Annotated in this window: 24 protein-coding genes; 14 read left to right on the top strand and 10 right to left on the bottom strand. The window is 65.5% G+C overall.

Annotated features, from left to right (window positions below):
* Nucleotides 1-289: 289 nt before the first annotated feature.
* Together E2I15_RS01305 and E2I15_RS01310 are read right to left on the bottom strand one after the other, a co-directional pair.
* Nucleotides 290-946, bottom strand: coding sequence for a DsbA family protein (locus E2I15_RS01305; protein ID WP_137478163.1), 657 nt, complete (start codon nt 944-946; stop codon nt 290-292).
* A 121-nt stretch (nt 947-1067) separates the two neighbouring features.
* Nucleotides 1068-1547 (bottom strand): DUF721 domain-containing protein, encoded by a 480-nt coding sequence (locus E2I15_RS01310; RefSeq protein WP_018273380.1) that lies wholly within the window; start codon nt 1545-1547, stop codon nt 1068-1070.
* Nucleotides 1548-1648: 101 nt separating this feature from the next.
* Between E2I15_RS01310 and mutY the strand changes: the two genes are divergently transcribed.
* Together mutY and E2I15_RS01320 are read left to right on the top strand one after the other, a co-directional pair.
* Nucleotides 1649-2761 carry an A/G-specific adenine glycosylase gene (gene mutY / locus E2I15_RS01315; RefSeq protein ID WP_155262163.1) on the top strand — a complete coding sequence of 371 codons (1113 nt, stop codon included), beginning with the start codon at nt 1649-1651 and terminating at the stop codon, nt 2759-2761.
* A gap of 149 nt (nt 2762-2910) precedes the next feature.
* The gene (locus tag E2I15_RS01320) at nt 2911-3330 is read left to right on the top strand and encodes a PaaI family thioesterase (RefSeq protein ID WP_137478161.1); all 420 of its coding nucleotides are present in this window, start codon (nt 2911-2913) and stop codon (nt 3328-3330) included.
* A gap of 149 nt (nt 3331-3479) precedes the next feature.
* On the opposite strand, the gene E2I15_RS01325 is transcribed toward E2I15_RS01320, so the two are convergent.
* The gene (locus E2I15_RS01325; RefSeq protein WP_137478160.1) at nt 3480-4745 is read right to left on the bottom strand and encodes a flavin-dependent oxidoreductase; all 1266 of its coding nucleotides are present in this window, start codon (nt 4743-4745) and stop codon (nt 3480-3482) included.
* A 171-nt stretch (nt 4746-4916) separates the two neighbouring features.
* Between E2I15_RS01325 and E2I15_RS01330 the strand changes: the two genes are divergently transcribed.
* Nucleotides 4917-5537, top strand: coding sequence for a glutathione S-transferase family protein (locus tag E2I15_RS01330; protein WP_137478159.1), 621 nt, complete (start codon nt 4917-4919; stop codon nt 5535-5537).
* A gap of 62 nt (nt 5538-5599) precedes the next feature.
* On the opposite strand, the gene E2I15_RS01335 is transcribed toward E2I15_RS01330, so the two are convergent.
* Entirely contained in the window at nt 5600-6514 is a 915-nt protein-coding gene (locus E2I15_RS01335) for a LysR family transcriptional regulator (protein ID WP_137478250.1), read from the bottom strand.
* A 148-nt stretch (nt 6515-6662) separates the two neighbouring features.
* Between E2I15_RS01335 and E2I15_RS01340 the strand changes: the two genes are divergently transcribed.
* Nucleotides 6663-7085 carry a nuclear transport factor 2 family protein gene (locus E2I15_RS01340; RefSeq protein WP_137478158.1) on the top strand — a complete coding sequence of 141 codons (423 nt, stop codon included), beginning with the start codon at nt 6663-6665 and terminating at the stop codon, nt 7083-7085.
* Between the two features lie 83 nt (nt 7086-7168).
* On the opposite strand, the gene E2I15_RS01345 is transcribed toward E2I15_RS01340, so the two are convergent.
* The 3 genes from E2I15_RS01345 to E2I15_RS01355 form a co-directional block, all read right to left on the bottom strand.
* Entirely contained in the window at nt 7169-7855 is a 687-nt protein-coding gene (locus E2I15_RS01345; protein WP_016840895.1) for a glutathione S-transferase family protein, read from the bottom strand.
* Between the two features lie 136 nt (nt 7856-7991).
* A complete protein-coding gene (locus E2I15_RS01350; RefSeq protein WP_137478157.1) occupies nt 7992-8318 on the bottom strand; it encodes a hypothetical protein in 327 nt (108 codons plus the stop codon).
* Nucleotides 8319-8499: 181 nt separating this feature from the next.
* Nucleotides 8500-9633, bottom strand: a complete 1134-nt coding sequence (locus E2I15_RS01355) for a site-specific DNA-methyltransferase (RefSeq protein ID WP_137478156.1) — start codon at nt 9631-9633, stop codon at nt 8500-8502.
* 382 nt (nt 9634-10015) lie between these two features.
* Here E2I15_RS01355 and ypfJ point away from each other — a divergent pair, with 382 nt between their 5' ends.
* Nucleotides 10016-10957, top strand: a complete 942-nt coding sequence (ypfJ, locus tag E2I15_RS01360) for a KPN_02809 family neutral zinc metallopeptidase (RefSeq protein WP_137478155.1) — start codon at nt 10016-10018, stop codon at nt 10955-10957.
* Nucleotides 10958-11126: 169 nt separating this feature from the next.
* Nucleotides 11127-11690 (top strand): molybdenum cofactor biosynthesis protein B, encoded by a 564-nt coding sequence (gene moaB / locus E2I15_RS01365; RefSeq protein ID WP_137478154.1) that lies wholly within the window; start codon nt 11127-11129, stop codon nt 11688-11690.
* Between the two features lie 132 nt (nt 11691-11822).
* Here moaB and E2I15_RS01370 read toward each other — a convergent pair whose 3' ends face one another.
* Together E2I15_RS01370 and E2I15_RS01375 are read right to left on the bottom strand one after the other, a co-directional pair.
* Nucleotides 11823-12764 carry a bifunctional helix-turn-helix transcriptional regulator/GNAT family N-acetyltransferase gene (locus tag E2I15_RS01370; RefSeq protein WP_137478153.1) on the bottom strand — a complete coding sequence of 314 codons (942 nt, stop codon included), beginning with the start codon at nt 12762-12764 and terminating at the stop codon, nt 11823-11825.
* 87 nt (nt 12765-12851) lie between these two features.
* Nucleotides 12852-13421, bottom strand: coding sequence for a glycosyltransferase family protein (locus E2I15_RS01375; RefSeq protein WP_137478152.1), 570 nt, complete (start codon nt 13419-13421; stop codon nt 12852-12854).
* A gap of 164 nt (nt 13422-13585) precedes the next feature.
* Between E2I15_RS01375 and E2I15_RS01380 the strand changes: the two genes are divergently transcribed.
* The 4 genes from E2I15_RS01380 to E2I15_RS01395 all read left to right on the top strand — a co-directional run bounded on the left by E2I15_RS01380 (nt 13586) and on the right by E2I15_RS01395 (nt 17950).
* Nucleotides 13586-14764: a PA0069 family radical SAM protein gene (locus E2I15_RS01380; protein ID WP_137478151.1), complete on the top strand. Its 1179-nt coding sequence runs from the start codon at nt 13586-13588 to the stop codon at nt 14762-14764.
* Nucleotides 14765-14887: 123 nt separating this feature from the next.
* Entirely contained in the window at nt 14888-15334 is a 447-nt protein-coding gene (locus E2I15_RS01385) for a VOC family protein (RefSeq protein WP_137478150.1), read from the top strand.
* A 78-nt stretch (nt 15335-15412) separates the two neighbouring features.
* Nucleotides 15413-16180 (top strand): ribonuclease HII, encoded by a 768-nt coding sequence (gene rnhB / locus E2I15_RS01390; protein ID WP_137478149.1) that lies wholly within the window; start codon nt 15413-15415, stop codon nt 16178-16180.
* Between the two features lie 261 nt (nt 16181-16441).
* Nucleotides 16442-17950, top strand: a complete 1509-nt coding sequence (locus E2I15_RS01395; protein ID WP_137478148.1) for a glycosyltransferase family 39 protein — start codon at nt 16442-16444, stop codon at nt 17948-17950.
* Between the two features lie 132 nt (nt 17951-18082).
* On the opposite strand, the gene E2I15_RS01400 is transcribed toward E2I15_RS01395, so the two are convergent.
* Nucleotides 18083-18907: a uracil-DNA glycosylase gene (locus E2I15_RS01400; protein WP_137478249.1), complete on the bottom strand. Its 825-nt coding sequence runs from the start codon at nt 18905-18907 to the stop codon at nt 18083-18085.
* Nucleotides 18908-19200: 293 nt separating this feature from the next.
* Here E2I15_RS01400 and E2I15_RS01405 point away from each other — a divergent pair, with 293 nt between their 5' ends.
* The 4 genes from E2I15_RS01405 to E2I15_RS01420 all read left to right on the top strand — a co-directional run.
* Nucleotides 19201-20859: an electron transfer flavoprotein-ubiquinone oxidoreductase gene (locus E2I15_RS01405; RefSeq protein ID WP_137478147.1), complete on the top strand. Its 1659-nt coding sequence runs from the start codon at nt 19201-19203 to the stop codon at nt 20857-20859.
* Nucleotides 20860-21399: 540 nt separating this feature from the next.
* Nucleotides 21400-23184 (top strand): tetratricopeptide repeat protein, encoded by a 1785-nt coding sequence (locus E2I15_RS01410; protein WP_137478146.1) that lies wholly within the window; start codon nt 21400-21402, stop codon nt 23182-23184.
* 278 nt (nt 23185-23462) lie between these two features.
* The gene (locus tag E2I15_RS01415; RefSeq protein WP_137478145.1) at nt 23463-24350 is read left to right on the top strand and encodes a 4-(cytidine 5'-diphospho)-2-C-methyl-D-erythritol kinase; all 888 of its coding nucleotides are present in this window, start codon (nt 23463-23465) and stop codon (nt 24348-24350) included.
* Nucleotides 24351-24792: 442 nt separating this feature from the next.
* The coding region (locus E2I15_RS01420; protein ID WP_155262164.1) for an SMP-30/gluconolactonase/LRE family protein at nt 24793-25428 on the top strand (636 nt) is incomplete at its 3' end.

Raw genomic sequence — 25428 nt, forward strand, 5'->3', positions numbered from 1 at the left:
AATACCATGGAAGGCAATGTCGGTGTGGGGGTGAGTTGCTGCGTGCAGCTCTCATGAGCGGCGACAATGGCGATGCGAGCGCGTGAGGGCAACCGCTTGAGCAAGCTTTTCCCAAGGGATTTGCAGGGTTTTATGGCCCTTGCATGTCCTCGACGATTCGCATCGTGCGAATCAGGTTTTCAACAACCAAATGATGCGACGGCCGCGTGCCGTGATCGCAAATCATCCACAATTATCGTGCCTCGACGCGAAAGCGAGGCACGAAGACGCCAGACTCAAAGGCTCCCGATCAGCTCTTCAGCAGCGGGTCGATGTGCTTGCTGAATTCCTCGAACGAGGTCTCGCCCTTCAGCATCTCGCCATTGACGAAGAAGGTCGGCGTCGAGTTCACCTTCAGCACCTCGTTGGCGTATTTCTGGTCGGCCGCGATCTTGTCGAGCAGCTTCTGATCCTTCAGGCAGTCCTCGACCTGCTGCTGGCTGAGGCCGGCCTGCTTGCCGATCCGCGTCAGCGTCTCAGTGGTGTTCTTGACCACCCAGTCGTTCTGCTGGCGGAACAGCAAGTCGATCACGGCGAAGAACTTCGGGGCGTCGTCCTTGGCGATGCAGCGCGCCAGCATCGAGCCGGCGGCGGCCTTGATGTCGAGCGGGAATTCGCGGAACACGTAGCGGACCTTGCCGGGGTCGATGTAGGTCGACTTGATCTTCGGGAACACGGTCTCGTTGAAATTGGCGCAATGCGGGCAGGTCATCGAGGCGTATTCGATGATCGTCACCTTGGCATCCTGCGGGCCGAGCCCCATGTCCGGCAGCGACTGCGGCTTGGCGACCTCGGCGGCAGACTGCGCGAACGCGTCCGTGATCAGGCGCAGCGGCGACAGGCCGGCGAGGGCGGCGAGCCCGGTCAGCGAGAGAGCGGTGGTGAAAGCGCGGCGCGTGATGATCAAGGTCAGCTCCCGGATTGGCGCATTCACGCCACAATGAAGGGGTCCCGAAAAGAAGCCTTCGCTAGCTTGAAACGGCCATTGTGGCAATGCCGCGGTCTCGCGGCCGGCCTGCCGAAAAGCGTCAATTTCGCTTGATCGAAGCACCCAAACGGGCCAGCGCCGCGCGCAGATCGTCGTCCTCGACGGCGGCAAGGTTGGCCGCCTCCCGGGCCACGGTTTTGGCATCGGGCGGGCGTGGCCGGCTGGGGCGGCTGCGGCGCGACAGCGGCGCCTGCCGGATGGTCAGGCGGCCGACCGCATGCCAGCCGAAGAAGCGGTTCACCCGTTCCAGGATGACGTCGGAGGAGTGCTGGATCTCCAGCGCCATCGGGCCTTCGACCCGCAGCACCAGCGTCGCCGGCTCCTGCGGCTGCCCCTCCACCGGTCGCGGCCACTGCATCTTCAGCGGCTCGCAATAGGCAGCAATCCGCTCGCCCGCGATCTCGGTCCAGCGCGTCACCAATTCGCGCGCGGCAAAGCCCTGCTTGGCATACGCGTCGGTGAAGACATCGCTGAGCAGGATCGACAGGGGCTTTGCGCTGATCGGACCGGGTTTGGACATCAGGGGGTTATAGGACAGGCGTCGGTCCTGGACAAAGAAAGACGTGGATGCCCGGGTCAAGCCCGGCCGTGACGTGGCGGGATTTGCCTTAAGATACGTCCATGAGCTCTCGCGCAGTCGCCAAAGCCAAACTGACCGAAGACGCCGCCGACCGCCCGGCGCGGCTGCTCGCCTGGTATGACCGGCATCGCCGGACGCTGCCGTGGCGCGCGGCGGCGGGCGAGCGGGCCGATCCGTACCGTGTGTGGCTGTCGGAGATCATGCTACAGCAGACCACGGTGCGGGCGGTCGGGCCTTACTTCGAGAAATTCGTGTCGCGCTGGCCCGACGTGACCGCGCTCGGCCGTGCCTCGCTCGACGACGTCTTAAGGATGTGGGCCGGGCTCTGCTATTATTCGCGGGCGCGCAATTTGCACGCCTGCGCGGTCGCGGTGATGGGCGACCACAGCGGGGTGTTTCCGGACACCGAGGACGGCCTGCGCGCGCTGCCCGGCATCGGGCCCTACACCGCGGCCGCGATCGCCGCCATCGCCTTCGACCGTCGCACCATGCCGGTCGACGGCAACATCGAGCGCGTGGTCAGTCGGCTCTACGCCATTGAAGAGGCGCTGCCGCAGGCCAAGCCGCTGATCAAGGAGATGGCGGCGACATTGCTCGGCCCGTCCCGCGCCGGCGACGAGAACTCTCGCGCCGGCGACAGTGCTCAGGCGCTGATGGATTTGGGCGCCACGATCTGCACGCCGAAGAAGCCGGCCTGCGCATTGTGTCCGCTGAACGACGACTGCGCGGCGCGCACGCGTGGCGACCAGGAAACGTTCCCGCGCAAGGCGCCGAAGAAGAGCGGCATCTTGCGCCGCGGCGCGGCCTTCGTGGTGACACGCAGCGACGAGCTCCTGGTACGCTCGCGCCCGGAAAAAGGTCTGCTCGGCGGCATGACCGAGGTGCCGGGGTCGCAATGGCTGGCCGGCCAGGAGGACGCGGCGGCACTGGCACAGGCGCCGGAACTGAAGGGCATCACGCGCTGGCACCGCAAGGCTGGTGTCGTCACTCACGTGTTCACGCACTTTCCGCTCGAGCTCGTCGTCTACACCGCCAGCGTTCCGCCGCGGGGCCGCGCGCCGGACGGCATGCGCTGGGTGCCGGTGGCGACGCTGCACGGCGAGGCGTTTCCGAACCTGATGCGCAAGGTTGTCGCGCACGGGCTCGATCTCTGACGGTGCGATGAATCGCATCATCGGCTCATTTTCTTGAGCATGATCTTTTCGGAAAACCGCTTTTCATTTTTCCGGATCATGCTCTGACCTGCTGACACCATGCTGGCAGCAGCGCTCGGCTATCACCTCCGGCACAACGGAGGCCCGCCATGATCGCAACCGCGCTCGACCACATCCCGATGCCGCCCGTCGCAAAATTGCTCGGCTGGCGCCTCGTTGACGCACGTCCGCAGGAGAGCTGGATCAAGATGGCCTTCGACGGCAAGCAGGAGTTCTGCAATCCGGCCGGCTTCGTCCAGGGCGGCATGCTCTCGGCAATGCTCGACGACACGATGGGGCCGGCGGTGTTCGTGATGACCGAGGGCCGGCTCTTCACCACGACCATCACGATGACCGTGAATTTTCTCGCGCCGGCAAAACCCGGGCCGATCACCGGCGAGGCGACCGTCACGCAACTCGGCAAGACCATTGCCTTTGTCGAGGGAAGGCTGACTTCAGCCGACGGCACGCTGCTCGCGACCGCGAGCAGCAGCATCCGCCTGGTGGAAGCGGCGCGGGCGCTGCGGTGATGCCGCTTGCGCACCAGCCCGATCCGTCACCCTGAGGAGCGCGCATCTTGCGCGCGTCTCGAAGGGTCGACGGCCACCGGCCGGGCCGTGCACCCTTCGAGACGCCGCTTCGCGGCTCCTCAGGGTGACGGTGGGCGCCGCGCTACAACTTAGCCCGCCCGCCGCACGATCGGCGGCTTGGCGTTCAGTCCCTCGACCTGGAAACCGGCGACGCGCTTGTAGTTGGCGGCGATGTCTTCCAGCTCCTGCTGCGACAGCACGTCGGTGACGACCTTGAAGCCATCAGGCGCGCGCTCCTCGACCAGTTGCATCACCTGCTCCGGGCCGTTGCGGCGGTTCAGCATCACGAGGTCCGTGGTCGCGGGCCGCCGTTCGGCCTCATAGGCCGCGAGCGCCGCATGCGTCGGGCCATGCGCCAAAATCTCGCGCGTCAGCACGCGCGCATCCAAAATGGCCTGCGAGGCGCCGTTGGAGCCGATCGGATACATCGGATGCGCGGCGTCGCCCATCAGCGTGACGCGGCCGAAGGTCCATCGCGGGATCGGATCGCGATCGACCAGCGGATATTCGTAGGCATGGGCACAGTTCCGGATCAGGCCGGGCACGTCGAGCCAGTCGAAATTCCAGTTCTCGAACCACGGCAGGAACTCGTCGAGGTTTGCCGTGCGGTTGTAGTCCTCGCGGCGCCATTGATAGGTCGGTGGCATATGCCGCTCGGCGATCCAGTTGATGTCGTATTTGCCGTCGGCGCCGGCCTCCTTCGAGATCGGGTAACAGACGAATTTCAGGATCTCGTGGCCTGCCATGATCATGGTGCGGCCGGTGAGGAAGGCGTTCGCCCGCGTGATGCCGCGCCACAGGATGCGGCCGTTCCAGATCGGCGGCCCTTCCTGCGGATAAAGCTTCTCGCGCACCGCCGAATGGATGCCGTCGGCGGCGATCAGCACCGCGCCGTCATAGCTGCCGGCGGACTTGCCGGTGGCGCGGTCGATGAAGTCGGCGCGGACGCCGCCCGTGGTCTCGGTCCAGCCGGTGAGTTGATGGCTGGTGAAGATGTTCGCAGCTCCCAGGCGTTCGGTCGCGGCGTCAAGCAGCAGCTGTTGCAGCCGGCCGCGATGGATCGAGAACTGCGGCCATTTGTAGCCGGCCTCGAGCCCGCGCGGCTCGCTCCAGATCGGCTTGCCGTGCTTGGAGAAATAGGCGAGCTCGCGGGTGCGCACCGCTGAAGCGTCGAGCACGTCGTGCAGGCCGAGCTCGATCAGTTCGCGCACCGCATGCGGCAGCACATTGATGCCGACGCCGAGCGGTCTGAGCTCAGGCACGCTTTCGAACACGCGGCAGGGCACGCCGATCTGGTGCAGGCTGAGCGCCAGTGTCAGCCCGCCAATTCCGCCACCTGCAATGAGCACAGTCATGAAAAGCCTCCCGATTGGCCATGGTCATCGCATGGCGGCCCTGCCGCGGGCAAGGTCCGCGGCTCGGCGCGGGGTGGACGGCGAGGGGGGGTCCCGCTAACGTCCGCTGCATCTCATAACAAGCCAGGCCGGGTTCGCAACGAACCGACAAGGCCCGCAGAGGACAACGACATGCTCAAGCTCTACACCGCCCCCGGCACCTGCGCCCTCGCGTCCCACATTGCACTGGCCGAGGCGGGCGCGCCCTATTCGGTCGAGCGGCTCGATTTCAAGGTCAACCAGCAGAACAGCCCGGAATATCTGAAGATCAATCCGAAGGGCCGCGTGCCGTCGCTGGTGACCGACCGCGGCGTGCTGACCGAGACGCCGGCGATGCTGGCCTACATCGCGCAGACCTATCCGCAGGCCAAGCTCGCGCCGCTCGAAGACGCCTTCGAGTTCGCCAGGCTGCAGGCCTTCAACTCCTATCTGTGCTCGACGGTGCATATCTGCCACGCCCACAAGATGCGTGGTGCGCGTTGGGCGACGCAGGAGACTTCGTTCGCCGACATGAAGGCGATGGTGCCGAAGACCATGGGCGCCTGCTTCAACCTGATCGAGCGCGACATGCTGAAGGGCCCATGGGTGATGGGCGAGAACTACACCGTCGGCGATGCCTATCTCTACACGCTGACCCTGTGGCTCGACGGCGACGGGGTCGACATTGCAACGCTGCCCAAGGTGAAGGCGCATCGCGCGGCGATGGAGAGCCGCCCGGCGGTGCAGAAAGTGCTGGCCGATCAGAAGGCTTAACGCCGGCAATAACTTGGCGTCGTCCCGGCTTTCGCCGGGACGACGGGGGATAGAGTGTCGCGTTACGCCTTTCTTCCCTCCAGCTCGCGTCCCGTCTCCAGCATCAGCTTGCGCAGCCAGATCGAACCGGGATCCATCTGGGCGCGCGTCGGATAGAACATGTGCTGCTCGTCGATCCCTGGATCGAGCGGTGGCGTCACCGTCATCAGCGATAATTGCTTCGACAGCGACGAGATCAGCCGGCGCGGCACGAAGGCGACGAGGTCGGTGCGCGCGGTGACGTGCAGCGCCTCGATATAGCCCGGCACCACCAGCGCGATCCGCCGCTCGATGCCCTTGGCGCGCAGCCAGGTGTCGATCAGGTCCTCGTTCTGGCCGCGGATGATCACGGCGACATGGCGCGCGGCGAGGAACGCTTCGCGCTTCTTCAGCTTCGTGCCGACGCCGTGGCCGCGCCGCACCGCGAGCGCATCGCTGTCGGTGTAGAGCCGCTGGCGATGAAAGCCCTTGAAGGAGTCGCCGATCGAGATCACGAGATCGATGGTGCGGGCGAATTCGGGCGTGAAGATCGCAGGTCCCCGCCACGGCACCACGTCGATGGTGACGTTCGGCGCGATCAGCGTCACCTTCTCCATCAGTGGCGGCATCAGGAGCTCGACCGCGAGGTCGGGCATCATCAGGCGAAAGTGCCGGTCGCTGCGCGCGGCGTCGAAATCGTCGGAGACGAACAGCGCGCGCACCTGGTCGAGCGCATGGGCCAGCGGCGAGCGCAGCGCCTGCGCCCGTGGCGTCAGCTCCATCCGCGCGCCGTTGCGCACCAAAAGCGGATCGCCGATCAGGTCGCGCAGCCGCTGCAGCGCGTGGCTGGTCGCCGGCTGCGACAGATTGAGCCGCATCGCGGCGCGGCTGACATTGGCTTCGCGCAGCAGGGCGTCGAGTGCGACCAGCAGATTGAGGTCAAGCGAATTCAAATTCATCAGGTGAATATATATCATATCACCTATCGATTGGAAGAATGCGAAGCCAGGCCGCAGGATTGGGGCCAAGGCGTTTTCACGCGAGCCGAAGGGCATCGCGCAAGGAGACGCCTGAAATCAGGGTCTATCAATCGCAAGGAGACGCGCCATGAGCGCAGCCGACAACAAGAAACTGGTGCAGGAGATGTTCGTGATCGCGGGCAGTCCCGATCCTGTGGTGCGCGAGAACTCGCTGTTCATGGCAACGCTTGCCGACGATGCGATCTGGACCGTGACCGGGCAATATTCCTGGTCGCGCACCTTCACCGGCAAACAATCGATCATCAACGATCTGCACGGCCATGTCCGCTCGAAGCTGGCCGAGCGCGGCCGCACCGTCGCCCATCGCATTCTCGCCGACGGCGACATCGTCGTGGTCGAGGCCAAGGGAAACAACCTCACCAAGCAAGGCGAGCGTTACGACAACGACTATTGCCTGGTGTTCCGCTTCGACGGCGGCCGGATCAAGGAGGTGCGGGAATATTGCGACTCGGTCCTGACCGAAAAGGCGCTCGGCGCGTTTCCGGCGTAGCAGTGCGCCGCTAGACTAACGGGCGGCACAAACGAAGACGGCGCCCGTCCGGGCGCCGTCGTCTTGCCGTCGTGTGGGTCGGCTTACGCCACCTTGGACTTGAGGTGGCCGAACATGATGTCGCGCGCCGCGTCGTCCATCTCGGCCTTGAAGGTGTGCTTGTCCTTCAGCGCGATCGCGCGCGCCGCCGCCGGCCGGGCCGAGATCTCGTCGACCAGCCGCTTGACGTTCGGATATTTGGCGTAGCCTTCCTCGCCGAGGATGAACGGCGCCATCCGCGCCCAGCCCCAGAACGCCATGTCGACGATCGTGTAGCTGTCGCCGACCATGTAGCGCTGTTTCGCCAGGTGATCGTCGAGGATCTTGTAATGGCGGTGCGCCTCGTACTGGTAGCGGTTGTTGGCGTAGTCGAGATCCTTCGGCGCGAAGTGCTTGAAGTGCACGGCCTGGCCGGAATAGGGGCCGAGACCGGTCGCGATGAACATCAGCCAGGACAGCGTCGCGGCGCGGTTGGCCGGCGTATTGGCGGGCAGGAACTTGCCGTGTTCCTCGGCGAGGTAGAGCAGGATCGCGTTCGAATCGAACACCAGCACGCCGTCATCGTCGATCGCCGGCACCTTGCCGTTCGGGTTGACCTTCAGGAATTCCGGCGCGAACTGCTCGCCCTTGCGGGTGTCGACCGGGATCGCCTCAAACGGCAGGCCGGACTCTTCCAGGAACAATGCGACCTTGTTCGGGTTCGGCGCACCGTTGAAATAGAATTTGATCATGAAGGGACTCCCTTGGTTCTTGTAGCCGGCGAGATCGGGACGCGGCGGGGAAGGCCGCAGACGATCCCCTCATGCGCAAATTTCGCTGCGCTGCGCAAGCGACGAGTTTGTGAATCAGGGTCGCGTGGCGCGCTGGTCAGCCGATCCAGAGGAAGCCCAGGATACCCGCGACGACCAGCGCAATTCCGGCGACGTCGAGCACGGCGGCGGAGCGGATCGCCGCATGCAGGTGTGATGCCTGCGTCGCGCGCTCGGAGCCGCGGGCAACGCCGTGGACGATGACCGCCTCATTGAACTCGCCGTGCGCCTCGAGGCCGAGCGCCAGTCCGACACAGACCAGCAGGATTCCGAAAATGATCAGGCCGAGGAATCCGAGCAGGCCGATCAGCAGCATCGGAAACATGCCGAGCAGGAAGATCGGCAGCAGCGGCACCAGCAGCAAGGTCTCGGATTGTCTTCGCATCGGACGACCAATCGAAGCAGCGAGTGATGAGGTCGAATCTAGTCCCGCCGTCGCGGCGCAACAAGGCGGTCCGCATTCAAGACGGCGTCATCTTCGTGTCATTCCCCGATGCGCAATTGCGCATCTGCGGACGTCGCGAAGCGGCGAGCCCGGAATGACGAGGAGGATTAGTCGGCTTGCCTCAGCCCGCCGCCATCTCGGAGCGGATCTCGGCGCGCAGCTCGTCGATCAGCCGCAGGCCGCTCTTGGTCTCGACGTGCCAGTAGGTCCAGCCGTTGCAGGCGCCCGAGCCCTGCGCGACCGCGCCGATGCGGTGGATCGAGCCGACCTTGTCGCCGAGCATGATGGCGCCGTCGGCGCGCACCAGGGCGCCGTGGCGCTTCTTGGCGTCGACCAGCCTGGCGCCCGGCACGATCATGCCGCGCTCGATCAGTTCGGAGAACGCCACCCGCGGCGCCTCGCGCGCGGTCATGAACGGCGCCAGTGTCGCGTCCGGCAGCGGCTCAATCGCGGCGATGCGCGCCTCGGCGGCGGCCGCATAGGTCCTGTCGCGCTCGAAGCCGATATAGCGGCGGCCGAGTCGCTTGGCGACGGCGCCGGTGGTGCCCGTGCCGTTGAACGGATCGATCACGAGATCGCCGGGCTTCGACGATGACAGCAGCACGCGGGCGAGCAGCTGCTCGGGCTTCTGCGTCGGATGCACCTTCTTGCCGTCGCCGTCCTTGAGGCGCTCCTCGCCGGTGCACAGCGGGATCAGCCAGTCGGAGCGTGCCTGGACGTCCTCATTGGACGCCTTCAGCGCTTCGTAATTGAAGGTGTAGCCCTTGGCCTTCTCGTCGCGCGCGGCCCAGATCATGGTCTCGTGCGCGTTGGTGAAGCGGCGGCCGCGGAAGTTCGGCATCGGATTGGACTTGCGCCACACGATATCGTTCAGGAGCCAGAAGCCGAGGTCCTGCATGATGGCGCCGACGCGGAAGATATTGTGATAGGAGCCGATCACCCACAACGTTGCCGACGGCTTCATCACGCGGCGGCAGGCAAGCAGCCAGGCGCGGGTGAAATCATCATAGGCAGCGAACGACGAGAACTTGTCCCAGTCGTCGTTGACGGCATCGACATGCGACTCGTCGGGGCGCTTGAGGTCGCCCTTGAGCTGCAGATTGTAGGGAGGATCCGCGAAGACCAGGTCGACCGAGCCGGCCTGAAGCTTCGACAATTCGGCCACGCAATCGCCAATGACGATGTGGCTCGATGGGGCACTCTCAAATTTAGTGCGGGGCGCCCTTGCAGACGCCCCGCGACGCGACACTACCATGACTCAAGAACTCTGACTCAGGCGACGCTGTCGGCGACGCGGGACTAAACAACCGACTGGCGTCACATTGACCCGGCAAAGTAAAAATCGACTTAATTGGAAATCTTCATGCAAAAGATTGCAGCATCTTTTGCGCGGCATGGCGCAGTGCCGTCGGCGTTGTGCTGCAACATCAGCGCGTTCGGCGAAAAAATTTGCGGATCATCAAACCGGCACGATTTCCGCGGTAGATTCGCTCTCACTTGCAGCCGTTTGCGCCGCAATGCATGCGCGTCTTCCGGACTAGGCAATTATTGCCGGGCAGGATATTGATTAACAGAATGGAAATTTTAAGTTGGAGTGTCCCGCGTTGGGTCGCCGACTGGAATGAAGGGAAACCGCCATGCGCTATGATGATTTCCGCCGCAGCGACGACATCGAAGACCGTCGCGATGAAGGCGGGATGGGCGGAGGCGGCGGTGGCGGCTTCGGCATTCCGATGGGCGGCGGAGGCGGGCTCGGCATCGGCACCATCATCGTGCTCGGCCTGCTCGGCTACGCCTTCGGCATCGACCCGCGCATCCTGATCGGCGGCGCCGAGATTCTCACCGGCGGCGGCCAGGCGCCGACCTACCAGACCGACCGGCAATCGTCGGGCGGGCAGGCCAAGCGCGGCGCGCCGACTGACGAGATGGGCAGCATGATCGCCGGCATCCTGGGTGAAATCGACGATCGCTGGAGCGAGATCTTCCAGGCCTCGGGCCAGACCTACACCGGTCCGAAGATCGTGCTGTTCCGCAATGCCACCAATGGCGGCCGCTGCGGCATGGCGCAGTCGGCCATGGGACCGTTTTACTGCCCGCCGGACAAGACCATCTTCCTCGACACCGGCTTCTTCCGCGAGGTCGAGACGCGCTTCCGCGGCTGCTCGGGCAACGCCTGCAAGTTCACCGCGGCCTATATCATCGCGCATGAAGCCGGCCATCACATCCAGAACCTGCTCGGGATCATTCCGCGCGTGAACCGGCTGCAGCAGCAGGCCGGCAGCAAGGCCGAGGCCAATGCGCTGCAGGTCAAGGTCGAACTGCAGGCCGATTGCCTTTCCGGCGTCTGGGTCAACCGCGAGGAGAAGAAGCGGCCGGGCTTCCTCGAGGCCGGCGACATCGACGCCGCGCTGACCACTGCGAACGCGATCGGCGACGACACGCTGCAGCGGCAGGCCACGGGCAGGGTGGTGCCCGACTCCTTTACCCACGGCTCCGCCGCGCAGCGCAAGGAGTGGTTCATGAGGGGCTACCAGCAGGGCACAGTGCAGGCCTGCAACACGTTCGGCGGTAGCTTGTAGCCGTGTGCCGGTAGCGTCATCCCCGGATGAGCGTGACTGCGCTCGCTCGGGAGGTGCTCGCCTCTTCGGCGAGCCTCGAAGGATGACGGAGCCCCGTGGCCCATCCTTCGAGGCGCGCTACACGCGCACCTCAGGATGACGGCGGAATGTGCGGAAGGAGCGCACTACCATGTCTTCGATCGACGAATCCAAATCATTCATCCCGCTCAACATCGCGGTGCTGACGATTTCCGACACCCGCTCGCTGGCAGACGACAAGTCGGGCACCACGCTGGCCGACCGTCTCGCCGCGGCCGGCCACAAGCTGGCGGCGCGCGAGATCGTCACCGATGATGTCGAGGCGATCCGCGCGGTGATCCGGCGCTGGATCGCCGATCCCGCCGTCGATGCCGTCATCACCACCGGCGGCACCGGCTTCACCGGCCGCGACGTGACGCCGGAGGCGGTCGAGCCGCTGTTCGAGAAGCGGATGGACGGCTTTTCGGTCGCCTTCCACATGCTGAGCCACGCCAAGATCGGGGCGTCGACGATCCAGAGCCGCGCCACCGCCGGCGTTGCGGGCGCGACCTTCATCTTCTGCCTGCCCGGCTCGCCCGGCGCCTGCCGCGACGGCTGGGACGGCATTTTGGCCGCGCAGCTCGACTACCGCACGCGCCCCTGCAATTTCGTCGAGATCATGCCGCGGCTCGATGAACATCTGCGCCGCCCGAAGGCGAAGGGCTCGAGCGCGTAGCCACCCTCTATCCCCGTCATTCCGGGGCGTGCGAAGCACGAGCCCGGAATCCATTTTGCCGCAGGTTCTGTGGCCCGATGGACTCCGGGCTCATCGCTACGCGATGCCCCGGAATGACGAGAGGGGGCTGTCCTAAAGCTCCAGCTCCCAGGTCTCGCCGACCAGATCGACGCCAAAGCTGTGGTGCTTCTCTTCCTTCACCCGCTGGAAGCCGGCGCGCGCGTAGATGCCGCGCGCGGCGAGCAGGATGCTCTGGGTCCACAGCGTCATCTTCGTGTAGCCCATCTCGCGCGCGGAGCGGATGCATTGTTCGACCAGTGCGCGGCCGACGCCGAGCCCGCGCGCCTTGTCCTCCACCGCCAGCAGCCGCAGCTTGGCGACCCCATCGCCGCCGTTGACCAGGAAGACCGAGCCGACCGGCTCGCCGTCGACCTCCGCGATCCAGCAATGCTCGCGGGCCGGATCGAACGCTCGCAGAAACTGCGCGCAGATCTCGGCCACCAAGGCCTCGTAGCTGATGTCCCAGCCATACTCCTCCGCGTAGACGCGACCCTGTTGCGAGATCACCCAGCCCATGTCGCCGACGCGATGGCTGCGCAGCAGGAAGCCGATCGGCTTCCTGGCCGCAGGCTCCAGCGACTGCTCGATCGTGCCCATCGCACGCACCACCGCGGCGCGGCGGTCGCCGTCCATCTGCTTGAGCAGCGCGCCGACCTCGCCGCGCGAGCGGCGGTCGAGGTCGGCGGCAGCAGTGCGGCCCTTGGCGGTGAGCGCCACCTCGTTGACGCGCTTGTCGGCTTTCGACGGCTTGCGCGTCACGATCTGGCGCTTTTGCAGCGCCTGTAGCGTGCGGCTGACGAAGCCGGCATCGAGGTCCAGATCGCGCACCAGGTCGGTGGCGGTGCAGTTCTCGCGATGCGCAAGCTCGTAGATGATCCGCGCTTCCTGCAGCGTGAATGTCGAGTGCAGCAGCTTCGGCTCGATGATGCCGAGCTTGCGGGTATAGAACCGGCTGAAGCTGCGGACGGCGGCAACCTGGCTCTCGAGGGCGGTGTCATGGGAATTTGATTTCATCAAAGATATTATTTGACGGAATCAAATAATCCGCAAGCGCTTTCTGGCGCCTCCTTCATGCGAACAGTGCCTACTTCGCTTGACGCCTTACGCCACCATGATCCGGCTGCGCAGCATGGTGCGCGAGGAGCGGCCGAGCCGGCGCAGCAGGCGCGCCTCGGAGCGGCGGGCATCGGGCCGATAGCCGCCGATCCGCTCGTAATGTTCGCGCGCGATCAGGAGGCCCTGTTCGGCCGAGGGGCCGGTGATCATCCGGGCGACGAATTTGAGGCCGTCGCGCAGGCCGGGGTCGGTATAGGGCGCGCGGGCGTAGCGGAAGACGCCGGCGCGGTCCTTGCCGCTGGCGGCCACCATCTGGATGAACTGGGTGGTCTCCTCGATCCAGCCGGCGTCGAGCACCGCGCCCGGATGCAGGAACATCAGCCAGGGCGATCGCGCTTGCCTGGCGCCGGCGGCGAGCGCCGCGGCGCGGCTGCCCTCGAAACGCAGGAAGCGGCAGCCGGCGACGTCGGCAACGCGCTCCATCACGTCGCTGTCGGTGCGGTCGACCAGCAGCACCTCGCGGATGACACCCGCGGCCGCGCCCGGCACCAGCGCCGCCAGGGTTGCGACCGCGGTGCGCTCGACGCCGTCGGTTGGAATGATCACGCTCAGCATGATTTTGAGGCTTCGATGGCTCAAACGATGGAGAAGCTCCGGCCGTGTTATCACCTTGTCATATTCAAAGCAGCCTGTTCGCCTGCAGAATTTTGTAGCAAGGTTCTGTGGAATTTCTCCGTTCGCGTTCTTGATTTGTTCTCATGCTGTGTTAGCTTCGAAGCATGAGCCGAGCATCCTCTCATGCCCTCAAGCACCCGCCGGTAACGGCGCCCTCCGATAACCCGGCGGGTGCACCTTCACCCATTCCTGCCCCCTTTCCCGAGCTTGCGGTCGCGATCGAGCGCGAGCGGCGGCGCGGCCGCGGCGCGCAGTCCAACGCCAGCGGCCGCTACGAGGCGGAGGCCCGCGTCGCCTTCGACGACGGCTGGCAGAGCCTCGAAGATTTGCCGCCGTTCACGACCAGCGTGGCGCCCGACACCTCGCGCAAGGTGATCACCCGCAACGACTCGCCTGACATCGGCTTCGACCGCTCGATCAATCCCTATCGTGGCTGCGAGCATGGCTGCGTCTACTGCTTCGCGCGGCCGACCCACGCCTATCTCGGCCTGTCGCCGGGGCTGGACTTCGAATCGAAGCTGTTCGCCAAGCCGGACGCACCCGCGCTGCTCGAGAAGGAATTGGCCGCGCCGGACTATGAGGCGCGGATGATCGCGATCGGCACCAACACCGATCCCTATCAGCCGATCGAACGCGACCGGAAGATCATGCGCGGCATCCTCGAGGTGCTCGAGCGCGCCGGCCATCCGGTCGGCATCGTCACCAAATCGGCACTGGTCGTGCGCGATATCGACATCCTGGCGCGGATGGCCAAGCGCAATCTCGCCAAGGTCGCGCTCTCGGTGACGACGCTCGACCCGAAGCTCGCCCGCACCATGGAGCCACGCGCCTCGACCCCGCCGAAGCGGCTCGAGGCGATCAAGCGGCTCGCGGATGCCGGCATCCCGACCACGGTGATGGTCGCGCCCGTGATCCCGGCGCTGAACGACTCCGAGATCGAGCGTATCCTCGATGCCGCCGCGCATGCCGGCGCCAGGGAGGCGAGCTACGTGCTGCTGCGCCTGCCGCTCGAGGTGCGCGATCTGTTCCGCGAATGGCTGATGGCGAACTATCCCGACCGCTACCGTCACGTCTTCACGCTGATCCGCGACATGCGCGGCGGCCGCGACTACGACTCGCAATGGGGCACCAGGATGAAGGGCACCGGCCCGATGGCCTGGATGATCGGCCGCCGCTTCGAGATCGCCTGTGAAAAGCTCGGCCTCAACAAGCGGCGCACCAAGCTGACCATCGATCACTTCGCCAAACCGAAGCGCAACGGACAGCAACTCAGTCTGTTTTAGGTGACGGCGCGTAGCTCGGATGGAGCGCAGCGAAATCCGGGGTTCTTCGACTTGTGGCCAAAGATTTCCCGGATTGCGCTCCGCGCCTCCGGGCTACGAAGAGGTCAAACAGCGAGTGCAACAATGAGTAACACCCCGACCGCACGCTTCACCGTCCTCACGCTCGGCGTCAGCGACATGCGCGCCAGCATCGGCTTCTATGAATCGCTCGGCTTCACCAGGAAGATGCGTGCGACCGGAGAGGAGGTTGCCTTCTTCGAGACCGGCGGCACCGTGCTCGGCCTGTTCCCGTGGCATCTGCTGGCAGCCGATGCCGGGCTGCCGGATCAGCCGCGGCCATCAGCGTTCCGCGGCGTCGCGATCGCCTGGAACTGCAACGACGACGCCGAGGTCGATCGTGTGATGGCGTTCGCGCTGTCGAAAGGCGCCAGGCTTCTGAAGCCCGCGCAGCCCACCAGCTATGGCGGATATTGCGGCTATTTCGGCGATCCCGACGGCCACGCCTGGGAGGTGGTGCGCGCGCCGGGCTTTGAGGTTCGCGACGACCGCCGGGTGTCAGTTCCCGATTAGAGCGCGACGGATTGAATAACGGGGAAGGGCGCTAGGTTCCCGGTTGCGCCGCGGGCCGCGCTTGATCACGATCCCCGCATGATTCGGGACAAGTCCAGCGGCACGCCAAAGGCCGCGTCGAAGAAGAAACCGGCCAGGCCGGACAAGCGTGTCATCGTGGTGACGCGGCCGAGCTTTCGGCGCGAGCGCGCGCTGATCAAGCGCGGCGTCTGGCCGGTCGCCGGCTGCGACGAGGCCGGGCGCGGGCCGCTGGCGGGTCCCGTGGTCGCCGCCGCCGTGGTGCTCGACCCAAATCGGATTCCCAAGGGCCTCGATGATTCGAAGCGGCTGACCGTCGAGCGCCGCGAGGAACTGTTCGAGGAGATCTGTGCCACATCGGCGTTCTCGGTCGCGGTGGCGTCGCGGGCGCGAATCGACCGCGACAACATCCTGCGCGCCTCGCTGTGGGCGCTCGCGCGCGCCGTGCACGCGCTGCCGGAAATGCCGAAGCACGTCTTCGTCGACGGCCGCGACAAGCTCGCCACGCCCTGCGACTGCGACGCCGTGATCGGCGGCGACGGCATCGTGGCCTCGATCGCGGCGGCCTCGATCATCGCCAAGGTGACGCGCGATCGCCTGATGTGCGCGCTGGCGCTGGATTGTCCCGGCTACGGTTTCGAGCAGCACAAGGGCTATGCGGTCCCCGAGCACCTCGAGGCGCTCGACCGGCTCGGCCCCAGCAGCCATCACCGCAGCTTCTTCGCGCCCGTCGTCGCCGCACGGCTGAAGCATTTCCCGGTCCCGGCGGAGCCCGACCTGTTCGCGGTAGACGCCGAAAGCGAAGCCGCTGCATCCGAAGCGGCGTAGGATCGCCAGACCGAAAGTCTCGACTGTCATCGCCCGGCCTTCGAGCCGGGCGATCCAGTATTCCAGAGACCGTCGTGCTCAAGTCCGGCCGCCGCGGCGTACTGGATCACCCGCTTTCGCGGGGGGATGACTGCGGAGTTCGAGGTTACTGCGCAGGCATGTCGGACGCCGGTTGCCTCCATCGCCGCCGCCGTTTATCAAAAACCCTCGGGATCAGATGGCGCCGCTTGATAGGGGTGGCCGGGGCATTTCAGGCGTTTCATGCGGTTTACCTCCCTGGTTGTCGAACTGATCCGCGCCCGGCCGCGCCTCGTGGTGTGGATCGTGGTGCTGGCGCAGGCCGCGATCTGGCTATTCCTGCCGACCATCTTCTACGGCAGCCCGCCCGGCAACCTCGCCGCCATCCTCGCCTTCGGCCGCGAATATCAGGTCGGCACCGATATGGGCCCGCCGCTCGCGTTCTGGCTCGCTGACATCGCCTTCCGCGCCGTTGGCAATCACGTGTTCGGCGTCTATCTCCTGGCGCAGGTCTGCGAAATCGTCACCTTCATCGCTTTCTACGCCCTGGCGCGCACCATCGTCGGCGGCCCGCAGGGTGTGCTGGCGGTGCTGCTGTCGATGACGGTGGTAGTGTTCTCCTCGCCAAGCGTCGAGTTCGGCCCGCTGATCCTGGCGCGTCCGCTCTGGGCGCTGCTGCTGCTGCATTCCTGGCAACTGATCGGGCAGAACCGGCGCAGCGCCTGGTTCGCCTGGTCGATCGATTGCGGGCTGCTGCTGCTGACGACGCCGGCGGCGATCGGCATGATCCTGCTCGTGACAGGCTTTACGCTCGCAACCGGGGGCGGCCGGCGCATGCTCAAATCGGTCGATCCGATCTACGCGCTGCTGGTCATCATCGTGCTGGCGCTGCCCTACCTGATCTGGCTGGTCCGCGCCGACGTGCTGGCGCTGCCGGCCTTGCCTGCACTGGCCGATCTCAAGGCGCGCGCGCTGCGGTGGGGCGTGGTGCTCGGCGGACTGATTGTGGCGACCGCAGCGATCGCGCTGCTGGCGATCCTCAATTCGCGCTGGTTCGCCGGCAAGACCGAGGATGCCCCGATCATCTACCGCCCGCCGGTCAGTCCGCTGGCGCGGCAATTCGTGTATTTCTTCGCCTTCGCGCCGGCGATCGCGAGCAGCTTCGTCTCCGGGCTGTTCAATCTCGATCGCGCCTTCGGCGGAGCCGGCGTGCCGTTGTTGATGTCCGGGCTCGCCGTCGTCGTCGCGACCGGCGACCTGATCCCGCTCAGGCGGCAGCGGCTGCTGCGTTCGGTCTGGGCCCTGGCGGTCGCAGCGCCCGCCGCGCTGGCGCTGGCGGCGGCCCTGTTCCTGCCCTGGACCAGCACCACGGAGGCGTCCACCTCGCTGCCGGCAGCCGCGATGGGCCGCTTCTTCGATGACAGCTATGAGCGCCGCACCAACCAGCGCCTCCGCGCGGTGGCCGGCGATCCCGAACTTGCCAGCCTGATTGCGATGAACCGCCGCCGCCCGCATCTTTTGCTCGACGCCACGCCGCAGCGGACGCCGTGGCTGTCCGTCGCTAAATTCAACGAGACCGGCGGCGTCGTGGTGTGGCGCGCACAGGACACCGCCGGCACACCGCCGCCCGACATCGCGCAGCGCTTCCCGGGCCTCGTGCCGGAAGTGCCGCGTTCGTTCGACCGGCTGGTCAACGGACGGCAGCCGGTGCTGCGGATCGGCTGGGCCATCGTGCGGCCGAAGGGGACGTGATTTGACGTGGAGCCGTAGCCCGGATGAAGCGCAGCGAAATCCGGGGCCGCTCTTTCAGTCGGCTTGATCCACCCGGATTGCGCGGAGCCTGTCATCGGGCGCGCGTCCGCGCGACCCGTTGGCTCTTCCGGGCTACGAAGTTATCGCCGCTTGCAGCACCTTCGCGATCGCGCGCAGATCCTGCCACGACAGCCGCTTGTACGACGGCGAGCGCAAGAGATAGGCCGGATGGAAGGTGGCGACGGCGCGGATCGTGCGGGTCCCGGTGTCGTAGTCGATCCATTTGCCGCGCGTGCGCATGATGCCCTCGCGCGTGCCGAGCAGCGCCTGCGTCGAGGGATTGCCGAGCGTCACCAGCACGTCGGGATTCACCAGCTCGATATGGCGCTGGATGAAGGGCAGGCACACCTGCGTCTCCTGCGGCGTCGGCGTGCGGTTGCCGGGCGGCCGCCACGGGATCACGTTGGCGATGTAGGCTTTGCTGCGGTCGAGCCCAATCGCGGCGATCATGCGGTCGAGCAGCTTGCCGGAGCGGCCGACGAACGGCAGGCCCTCGATGTCCTCGTCGCGGCCCGGCGCCTCGCCGACGAACATCACGCGCGCCTGCGGATTGCCGTCGGCGAACACCAGCCTGGTCGCGGTGTGCTTCAGCGCGCAGCCGTCGAAATTCTCCATCAGTGTGCGCAGGGCTTCGAGCGTCGGCGCGGTCCGCGCAGCCTCGCGCGCGGAGGCGATCGCCGCATCCGGCGCCACGGTGATTTCGCTGCGCGGAACTGACGGCATCGGCGGCGGACGCAGCGGATTGAGCGCAGCTGGTGGACGCGGCACGGCAGGGGCGGGAACTGGCTCGGGCTCCTCGAGCCGGTTGATCGGCGCATCGCCAAGCGCGCAGTCGACCCCGGCCTCGAGGTAAAAGGCCAGCAATTGCTGCAGTGTAGGGGTGGGCTCGGGCGGCAGGGCCATCATGGCTGCAATCTAGAGCATGGTCCGGAAAAGTGGAAACCGGTTTTCCGAAAAGATCATGCTCAAACAAAGGGATGAGATCATGATGCGATTGCGCGGGAACGCATCATGATCGAGCGCATGATCCGGAAAAGTAGAGCCGGTTTTCGGAAAAGATTATTCTCTGCGGTATCCGGGCCGTGCAAATCCATGGAAGCGCAATTCCATGGTTGTCCTTCCGCCAAAAATCGGAAACAACGACTTTTGAAAAGCTTAGAAGCGTTCTCAATGGGCTGAGACCAAAGATCATGAGTGCTGAAGACCTTCCTCCGCGCGAGTCTATGGAATTCGACGTCGTCATCGTCGGCGCCGGCCCGTCGGGCCTGTCGGCCGCGATCCGGCTGAAGCAGCTCAATCCGGAGCTCTCGATCGTCGTGGTGGAGAAGGGCTCCGACGTCGGCGCGCACATCCTGTCGGGTGCGGTGATCGATCCGGCCGGCCTCGACAAGCTGGTGCCCGATTGGCGCGAGGATGCCGACTGTCCGCTGAAGACGCAGGTCGAGCAGGACCGTTTCTACTGGACGACGTCGCAAGGCTGTTTCCGCCTGCCGAACTTCATCATGCCGCCGCTGATGAACAATCATCACTGCTACATCGGCTCGCTCGGCAATGTCTGCCGCTGGCTGGCACCGAAGGCGGAAGCGCTCGGCGTCGAGATCTATCCGGGCTTCGCCGCCACCGAGGTGCTCTATGACGACAAGGGCGCGGTGCGCGGCATCGCCACCGGCGACATGGGCATCGCCAGGGACGGCAGCCACAAGGATTCCTATACCCGCGGCATGGAGCTGCTCGGCAAGTACACGCTGTTCGCCGAAGGCGCACGCGGCTCGCTGTCCAAGCAGCTGATCGCGAAGTTCAAGCTCGACGCCAACTCCGAGCCGCCGAAATTCGGCATCGGGCTGAAGGAGGTCTGGCAGATCGATCCGGCGAAGCACAAGAAGGGTCGGGTTCAGCACACGCTCGGATGGCCGCTGAACGACAAGACCGGCGGCGGCTCGTTCCTCTATCACTACGACGACAACCGCGTCGCGGTCGGCTTCGTGGTGCATCTGAACTACAACGATCCGTATCTGTCGCCGTTCGACGAATTCCAGCGCTTCAAGACCCATCCCGATGTCCGCGAGCTGTTCGAGGGCGGCAAGCGGCTCGCCTATGGCGCGCGCGCCATCACCGAGGGCGGCTACCAGTCGGTGCCGCGGCTCTCGTTCCCGGGCGGCGCGCTGATCGGCTGCGCGGCGGGCTTCGTCAACGTGCCGCGCATCAAGGGCGTCCACAATGCGATGGGCTCCGGCATGCTCGCCGCCGAGCATGTCGCGGCCGCGCTCGGCGCCGGCCGCGCCAATGACGAGCTCGTCGAATACGAGAACGCCTGGCGCTCGTCGGCGATCGGCAAGGACCTGTTCAAGGTCCGCAATGCCAAACCGTTGCTGTCGAAGTTCGGCAACCTGCTCGGAACGGTGCTCTCCGGCTTCGACATGTGGTGCAACACGCTCGGCTTCTCGCTGTTCGGCACCCAGTCGCACGCCAAGCCGGACCGCAAGACGCTCGATCCGTCGAAGCAGCACCAGCCGATCGCCTATCCGAAGCCGGACGGCAAGATCTCGTTCGACAAGCTGTCGTCGGTGTTCCTGTCCAACACCAACCACGAGGAGGACCAGCCGGTCCATCTCAAGGTCGCCGACCTCAATCTGCAGAGGACCTCGGAGCACGACGTGTTCGCCGGGCCCTCCAACCGCTATTGCCCGGCCGGCGTTTATGAATGGGTCGAGGAGTCCTCCGGTCCGCGCTTCCAGATCAACGCCCAGAACTGCGTCCATTGCAAAACCTGCGATGTGAAGGACCCCAACGGCAACATCACCTGGGTTCCGCCGGAGGGCGGCGGCGGTCCGAACTACGAGGCGATGTAAGGCGACGGTGAGCTCAAGGCGGCCGACCACATTTGCGTGAGGCGGCCGCGCGAGTTGCCGCAACCTGCGCTGTGCCTCTCCGCTTGTGGGAGAGGCCGGATTGCATCGACAGGTGCAATCCGGGTGAGAGGTACCGGTCCATCGAGAGACTTCGATCGACGGATAGACCTGAATCCCTCACCCGGAATTCAAGCTTTCGCATGAATTCCAACCTCTCCCACAAGGGGTGAAGTGGAACTGGCCGCGTGGCGAGCCTCCCGGGGCGCCTTTTTGCGTCCGCGCGCGAATATGCCCGGCCCGGTCACGATACCGCCATAGTGGAAGCGTCTTGCGGGGGCTGGCTGGATCGGCGGGCCTAAAGGCCTAATCTGCCAATTGATTCGTCATGGATTGCCTTTGGGCGATCCTTGCGGATAAGCGCCAAAAGCGGCATTGTCCCTCGCCGTGATGCCGCCGCTTGGGTTCGCATTTCGAGACTGATCGCAAGATCTTGGCCATAAAATCCATCTTGGCGTAAATCCCTGGAGCAAGGCGACCGTGATGCTGTCCACCCGATTCCACCGCCTGACGATTGCCGTTCTCGCTGCCGCGGCGCTTGCCGTGCCTGCGCAGCTTGCAGCGCAAACGCCGGACCATCCGACCGACAATACCGCGCAATTCCCGTCCAAGAACGACCTGAAGTCGCTGACCACCGCCGGCAGCTATCTCGCCGCCCGCCACGCCAGCGTCGAGCGCGATGCGACCTCGGCCGCGGCGTTCTACCGCTCGGCGCTGCGCACCGACCCGAAGAATTCGGAGCTGCTCGACCGCGCCTTCATCTCCTCGCTCGCCGACGGCGACATCGAGGAGGCGGTCAAGCTTGCCGACCGCATCCTGACCCAGGACAAGGCCAACCGTGTCGCGCGCCTGGTCGTCGGCGTGCGCGATCTCAAGCTGAAGAAATATGCCGCCGCGCAGTCCAACATCAACCAGTCGGTGCGCGGCCCGATCACCGATCTCGTCGCGACGCTGCTGTCGGCCTGGGCCGCCTATGGCGCCGGCGACAGCAAGGCCGCGGTCGCCTCGATCGACAAGCTGACCGGCCCGGAATGGTACCCGATCTTCAAGGACCTGCATGCCGGCATGATCTACGAGCTGTCCGGCAAGGAGAGGGATGCCGGCGCCCGCTTCGAGCGCGTCTACAAGCTCGACGATTCGATGCTGCGCACGGTCGACGAATATGCGCGTTGGACCTCGCGCAACAAGGACGCTGCCGCCGCGACCGCGATGTACGAGGCCTTCGACAAGAAGCTGCCGCGTCACCCGCTGGTGCTGGAAGGCATCAAGGAGACCAAGGCCGGCAAGAAGCTGCCGCCGCTGGTCGAGTCACCGCAGGCCGGCGCGGCCGAGGCGCTGTACGGCATCGGCGCGACGCTGACCCGCCGCGGCGGCGAGGACCTCGCGCTGGTCTATCTGCAGCTCGCGCTCTATCTGCAGCCCAACCATCCGCTGGCGCTGCTGTCGCTCGCCGATCTCTATGAATCGGTGAAGAAGCCGCAGATGGCGATCAAGGTCTACGAGCGGATGCCGGCGTCCTCGCCGCTGAAGCGCAACGCGCAGATCCAGCTCGCGACCAATCTCGACGCCGCCGACCGCAGCGACGAGGCGATCAAGATCCTCAAGGAAGTCACGTCGGATCAGCCGAAGGACATCGAGGCGATCCTGGCGCTCGGCAATATCGAGCGCGGCCGCAAGAAGTTCGCCGACTGCGCCACCACCTATTCGCAGGCGATCGACGCGCTGCCGGCCGGCGGCGACAAGAACGCCTGGGTCACCTATTACTATCGCGGCATCTGCGAGGAGCGCTCGAAGCAGTGGAACAAGGCCGAGGCCGACATGCGCAAGGCGCTCGAGCTGCAGCCCGAGCAGCCGCATGTGCTGAACTATCTCGGCTATTCCTGGATCGACCAGGGCATCAACCTCGACGAAGGCATGAAGATGATCAAGCGTGCCGTCGATCAGCGCCCTGATGACGGCTACATCGTGGACTCGCTCGGCTGGGCCTATTACCGGATCGGCAATTACGAGGAGGCGGTGAAGAACCTCGAGCGCGCGATCGATCTGAAGCCGGAAGATCCGACCATCAACGACCATCTCGGCGACGCCTACTGGCGCGTCGGCCGCACCCTGGAAGCCAAGTTCCAGTGGGCGCACGCCCGCGACCTCAAGCCCGAGCCGGAAGAGCTGCCGAAGATCCAGGCCAAGATCGACAACGGCCTGCCGGACGACACCTCCAACGCCGCCGCCGCCGAGAAGAAGAAGGACGACGACGGCAAGGGCGGCTGAGTCGCCGTCCGCTTGCTGAGCTCCCACCGTTCCCTCTCCCGCTTGCGGGGGGGAGGGCCAGGTGGGGGTATCTCCGCAAAGAGATTCTCTCCGTGGGTAGAGCCCCCACCCGGATCGCATCGTTCGATACGATCCGACCTCCCCCGCAAGCGGGAGAGGTGAAGGCAGGCTGATTCGGCACCCCAAATCCTGGAATTTCCATCCAAACAAAGGGATAGGATCGTGCGGCGATTTACGCTAATCGCATCACGATGTTTGTTTTTTAGGGGTTTATCGCCGTGCCGGCGCTGATTGAAGAAGGGCGTGCCAAGGTCAACCTGACGCTGAAGGTTGTCGGGCGGCGCGTCGACGGGTTTCATGACCTCGAGAGCGTCGTCGCGTTTGCCGATTGCGCCGATCGCCTGACGCTCCAACCGGGACCGGAGCTGTCGCTTTCGATGGCGGGGCCGCTGGCCGATGCCTGCGGCGACACCTCTGACAATCTGGTGCTCAAGGCCGCGCGCCTGCTCGGCGAGCGCGTCGCGGACCTCGAGGTCGGCCATTTTACGCTGGAGAAGGTGTTGCCGGTCGCGGCCGGCATCGGCGGCGGCTCGGCGGACGCCGCGGCGGCGCTGCGGCTGTTGGCGCGGCTCAACGAGCTCTCGCTCGACGATAGCAGGATCATGGAAGTCGCGCTGCAGACCGGCGCCGACGTGCCGGTCTGCGTCGCCTCGCGCGCCTGCGACATGACCGGCGTCGGCGAAGGCCTGCTGCCGCTCGATCTGCCGAAAATGCCGTGCGTGCTGGTCAATCCGCGCGTGCCGGTTGCGACCAGGGACGTCTTCAATGCGCTCGGGCTGCGCAATGGCGAGCTGCTGATCGGCGCCACCGACGTCGTGATGCAGGCGTTGTCATGGCCGGAAGCGGGCCGCACGATCGACGATTGGATCGCGGCGCTGGAGCGCGGCACCAACGATCTCGAAGCCCCCGCGGCGCGCATCGAGCCCGTCATCAGTGACGTGCTGTCCGCGCTGCGTGCGACTAGGGACGTTCGTCTGGTGCGCATGTCGGGCTCCGGCGCAACCTGCTTTGCCGTGTTCGGAACCGACGCCGACGCCGAGGCCGCCGGCGAACAACTCCGCGCCGCGCATCCCACTTGGTGGGTGCATGCGGGTGCGTTGAGCTAGGGTACTCGTTCTCTCTCATTCCGGGGCGCGCGGAGCGCGAGCCCGGAATCCATTTCACCATCAGTTTTGCGGCCCGATGGATTTCGGGCTCGTGCTCCGCACGCCCCGGAATGACGACGGAGTCTGACTCACTGACCGTGCCACCTATTCGGTGTCGTCCCTGCCTAGTGCGCAATTGCGCACGGGAGCAGGGATCATAACCACAGGCAGTCATTGTTGAGTGACGCCCGAACGACGAGTCCCATTCACAATATCCGCCGCGGAGTATGGGTCCCTGCTTCGCAAGGCATTTGCGGCATCATCCCACCTCAACGCCGGGCAGCCTTGCGGGGCCATTGCTTGGCAAGCCAAACCCCGTTTGCCATAAGAGGATGAAACAACAACGTTGCGCGTGCGGGACCGTTCGGGAAGCCGCCTGCAGCCAAAGAGCCGGGAGGATGCCATGGCCAATATCCTAGTTCTCGCCACCGATCTGGAGTTTCCCGAAGGTCCGGTCGTCATGCCCGACGGTTCGGTCGTGCTGGTCGAAATCCGCGGCCAGCGGCTGACCCGGGTTTATCCCGACGGGCGCAAAGAGATCGTCGCCAAGGTGCCGGGCGGCCCGAACGGCGCGGCGCTCGGTCCCGACGGCAAGATGTACATCTGCAACAATGGCGGCTTCTCCTGGATTCCGACCCGCAACATGATCATGCCGGGACCGCAGCCGGAGGATTATCTCGGCGGCTCGATCCAGCGCGTCGATCTGCAATCCGGCAAGGTCGAAACGGTTGTGACGAAATGCGGCGAGCACGAACTGCGCGGGCCGAATGACCTGGTGTTCGACAGGCAGGGCGGCCTGTGGTTCTCCGACCTCGGCAAGCGCCGCGCCCGCGACATGGATGTCGGCGCGTTCTATTATCTGAAGCCCGGCATGAACGAGATCGTCGAGGCCGTGCACGGCATCCTGCCGGCCAACGGCATTGGTCTCTCGCCGGACGAGAAGACCGTCTACATCGCGGAGACGCCGACCGCGCGGCTGTGGGCGTATGAAGTTTCAGAGCCCGGCACCGTCAAGCCGCGCGACGTGATCTATCGCGGC

The organism is Bradyrhizobium sp. BR2003 (assembly GCF_009720285.1).
Classification (GTDB): Bacteria; Pseudomonadota; Alphaproteobacteria; order Rhizobiales; family Xanthobacteraceae; genus Bradyrhizobium; species Bradyrhizobium elkanii.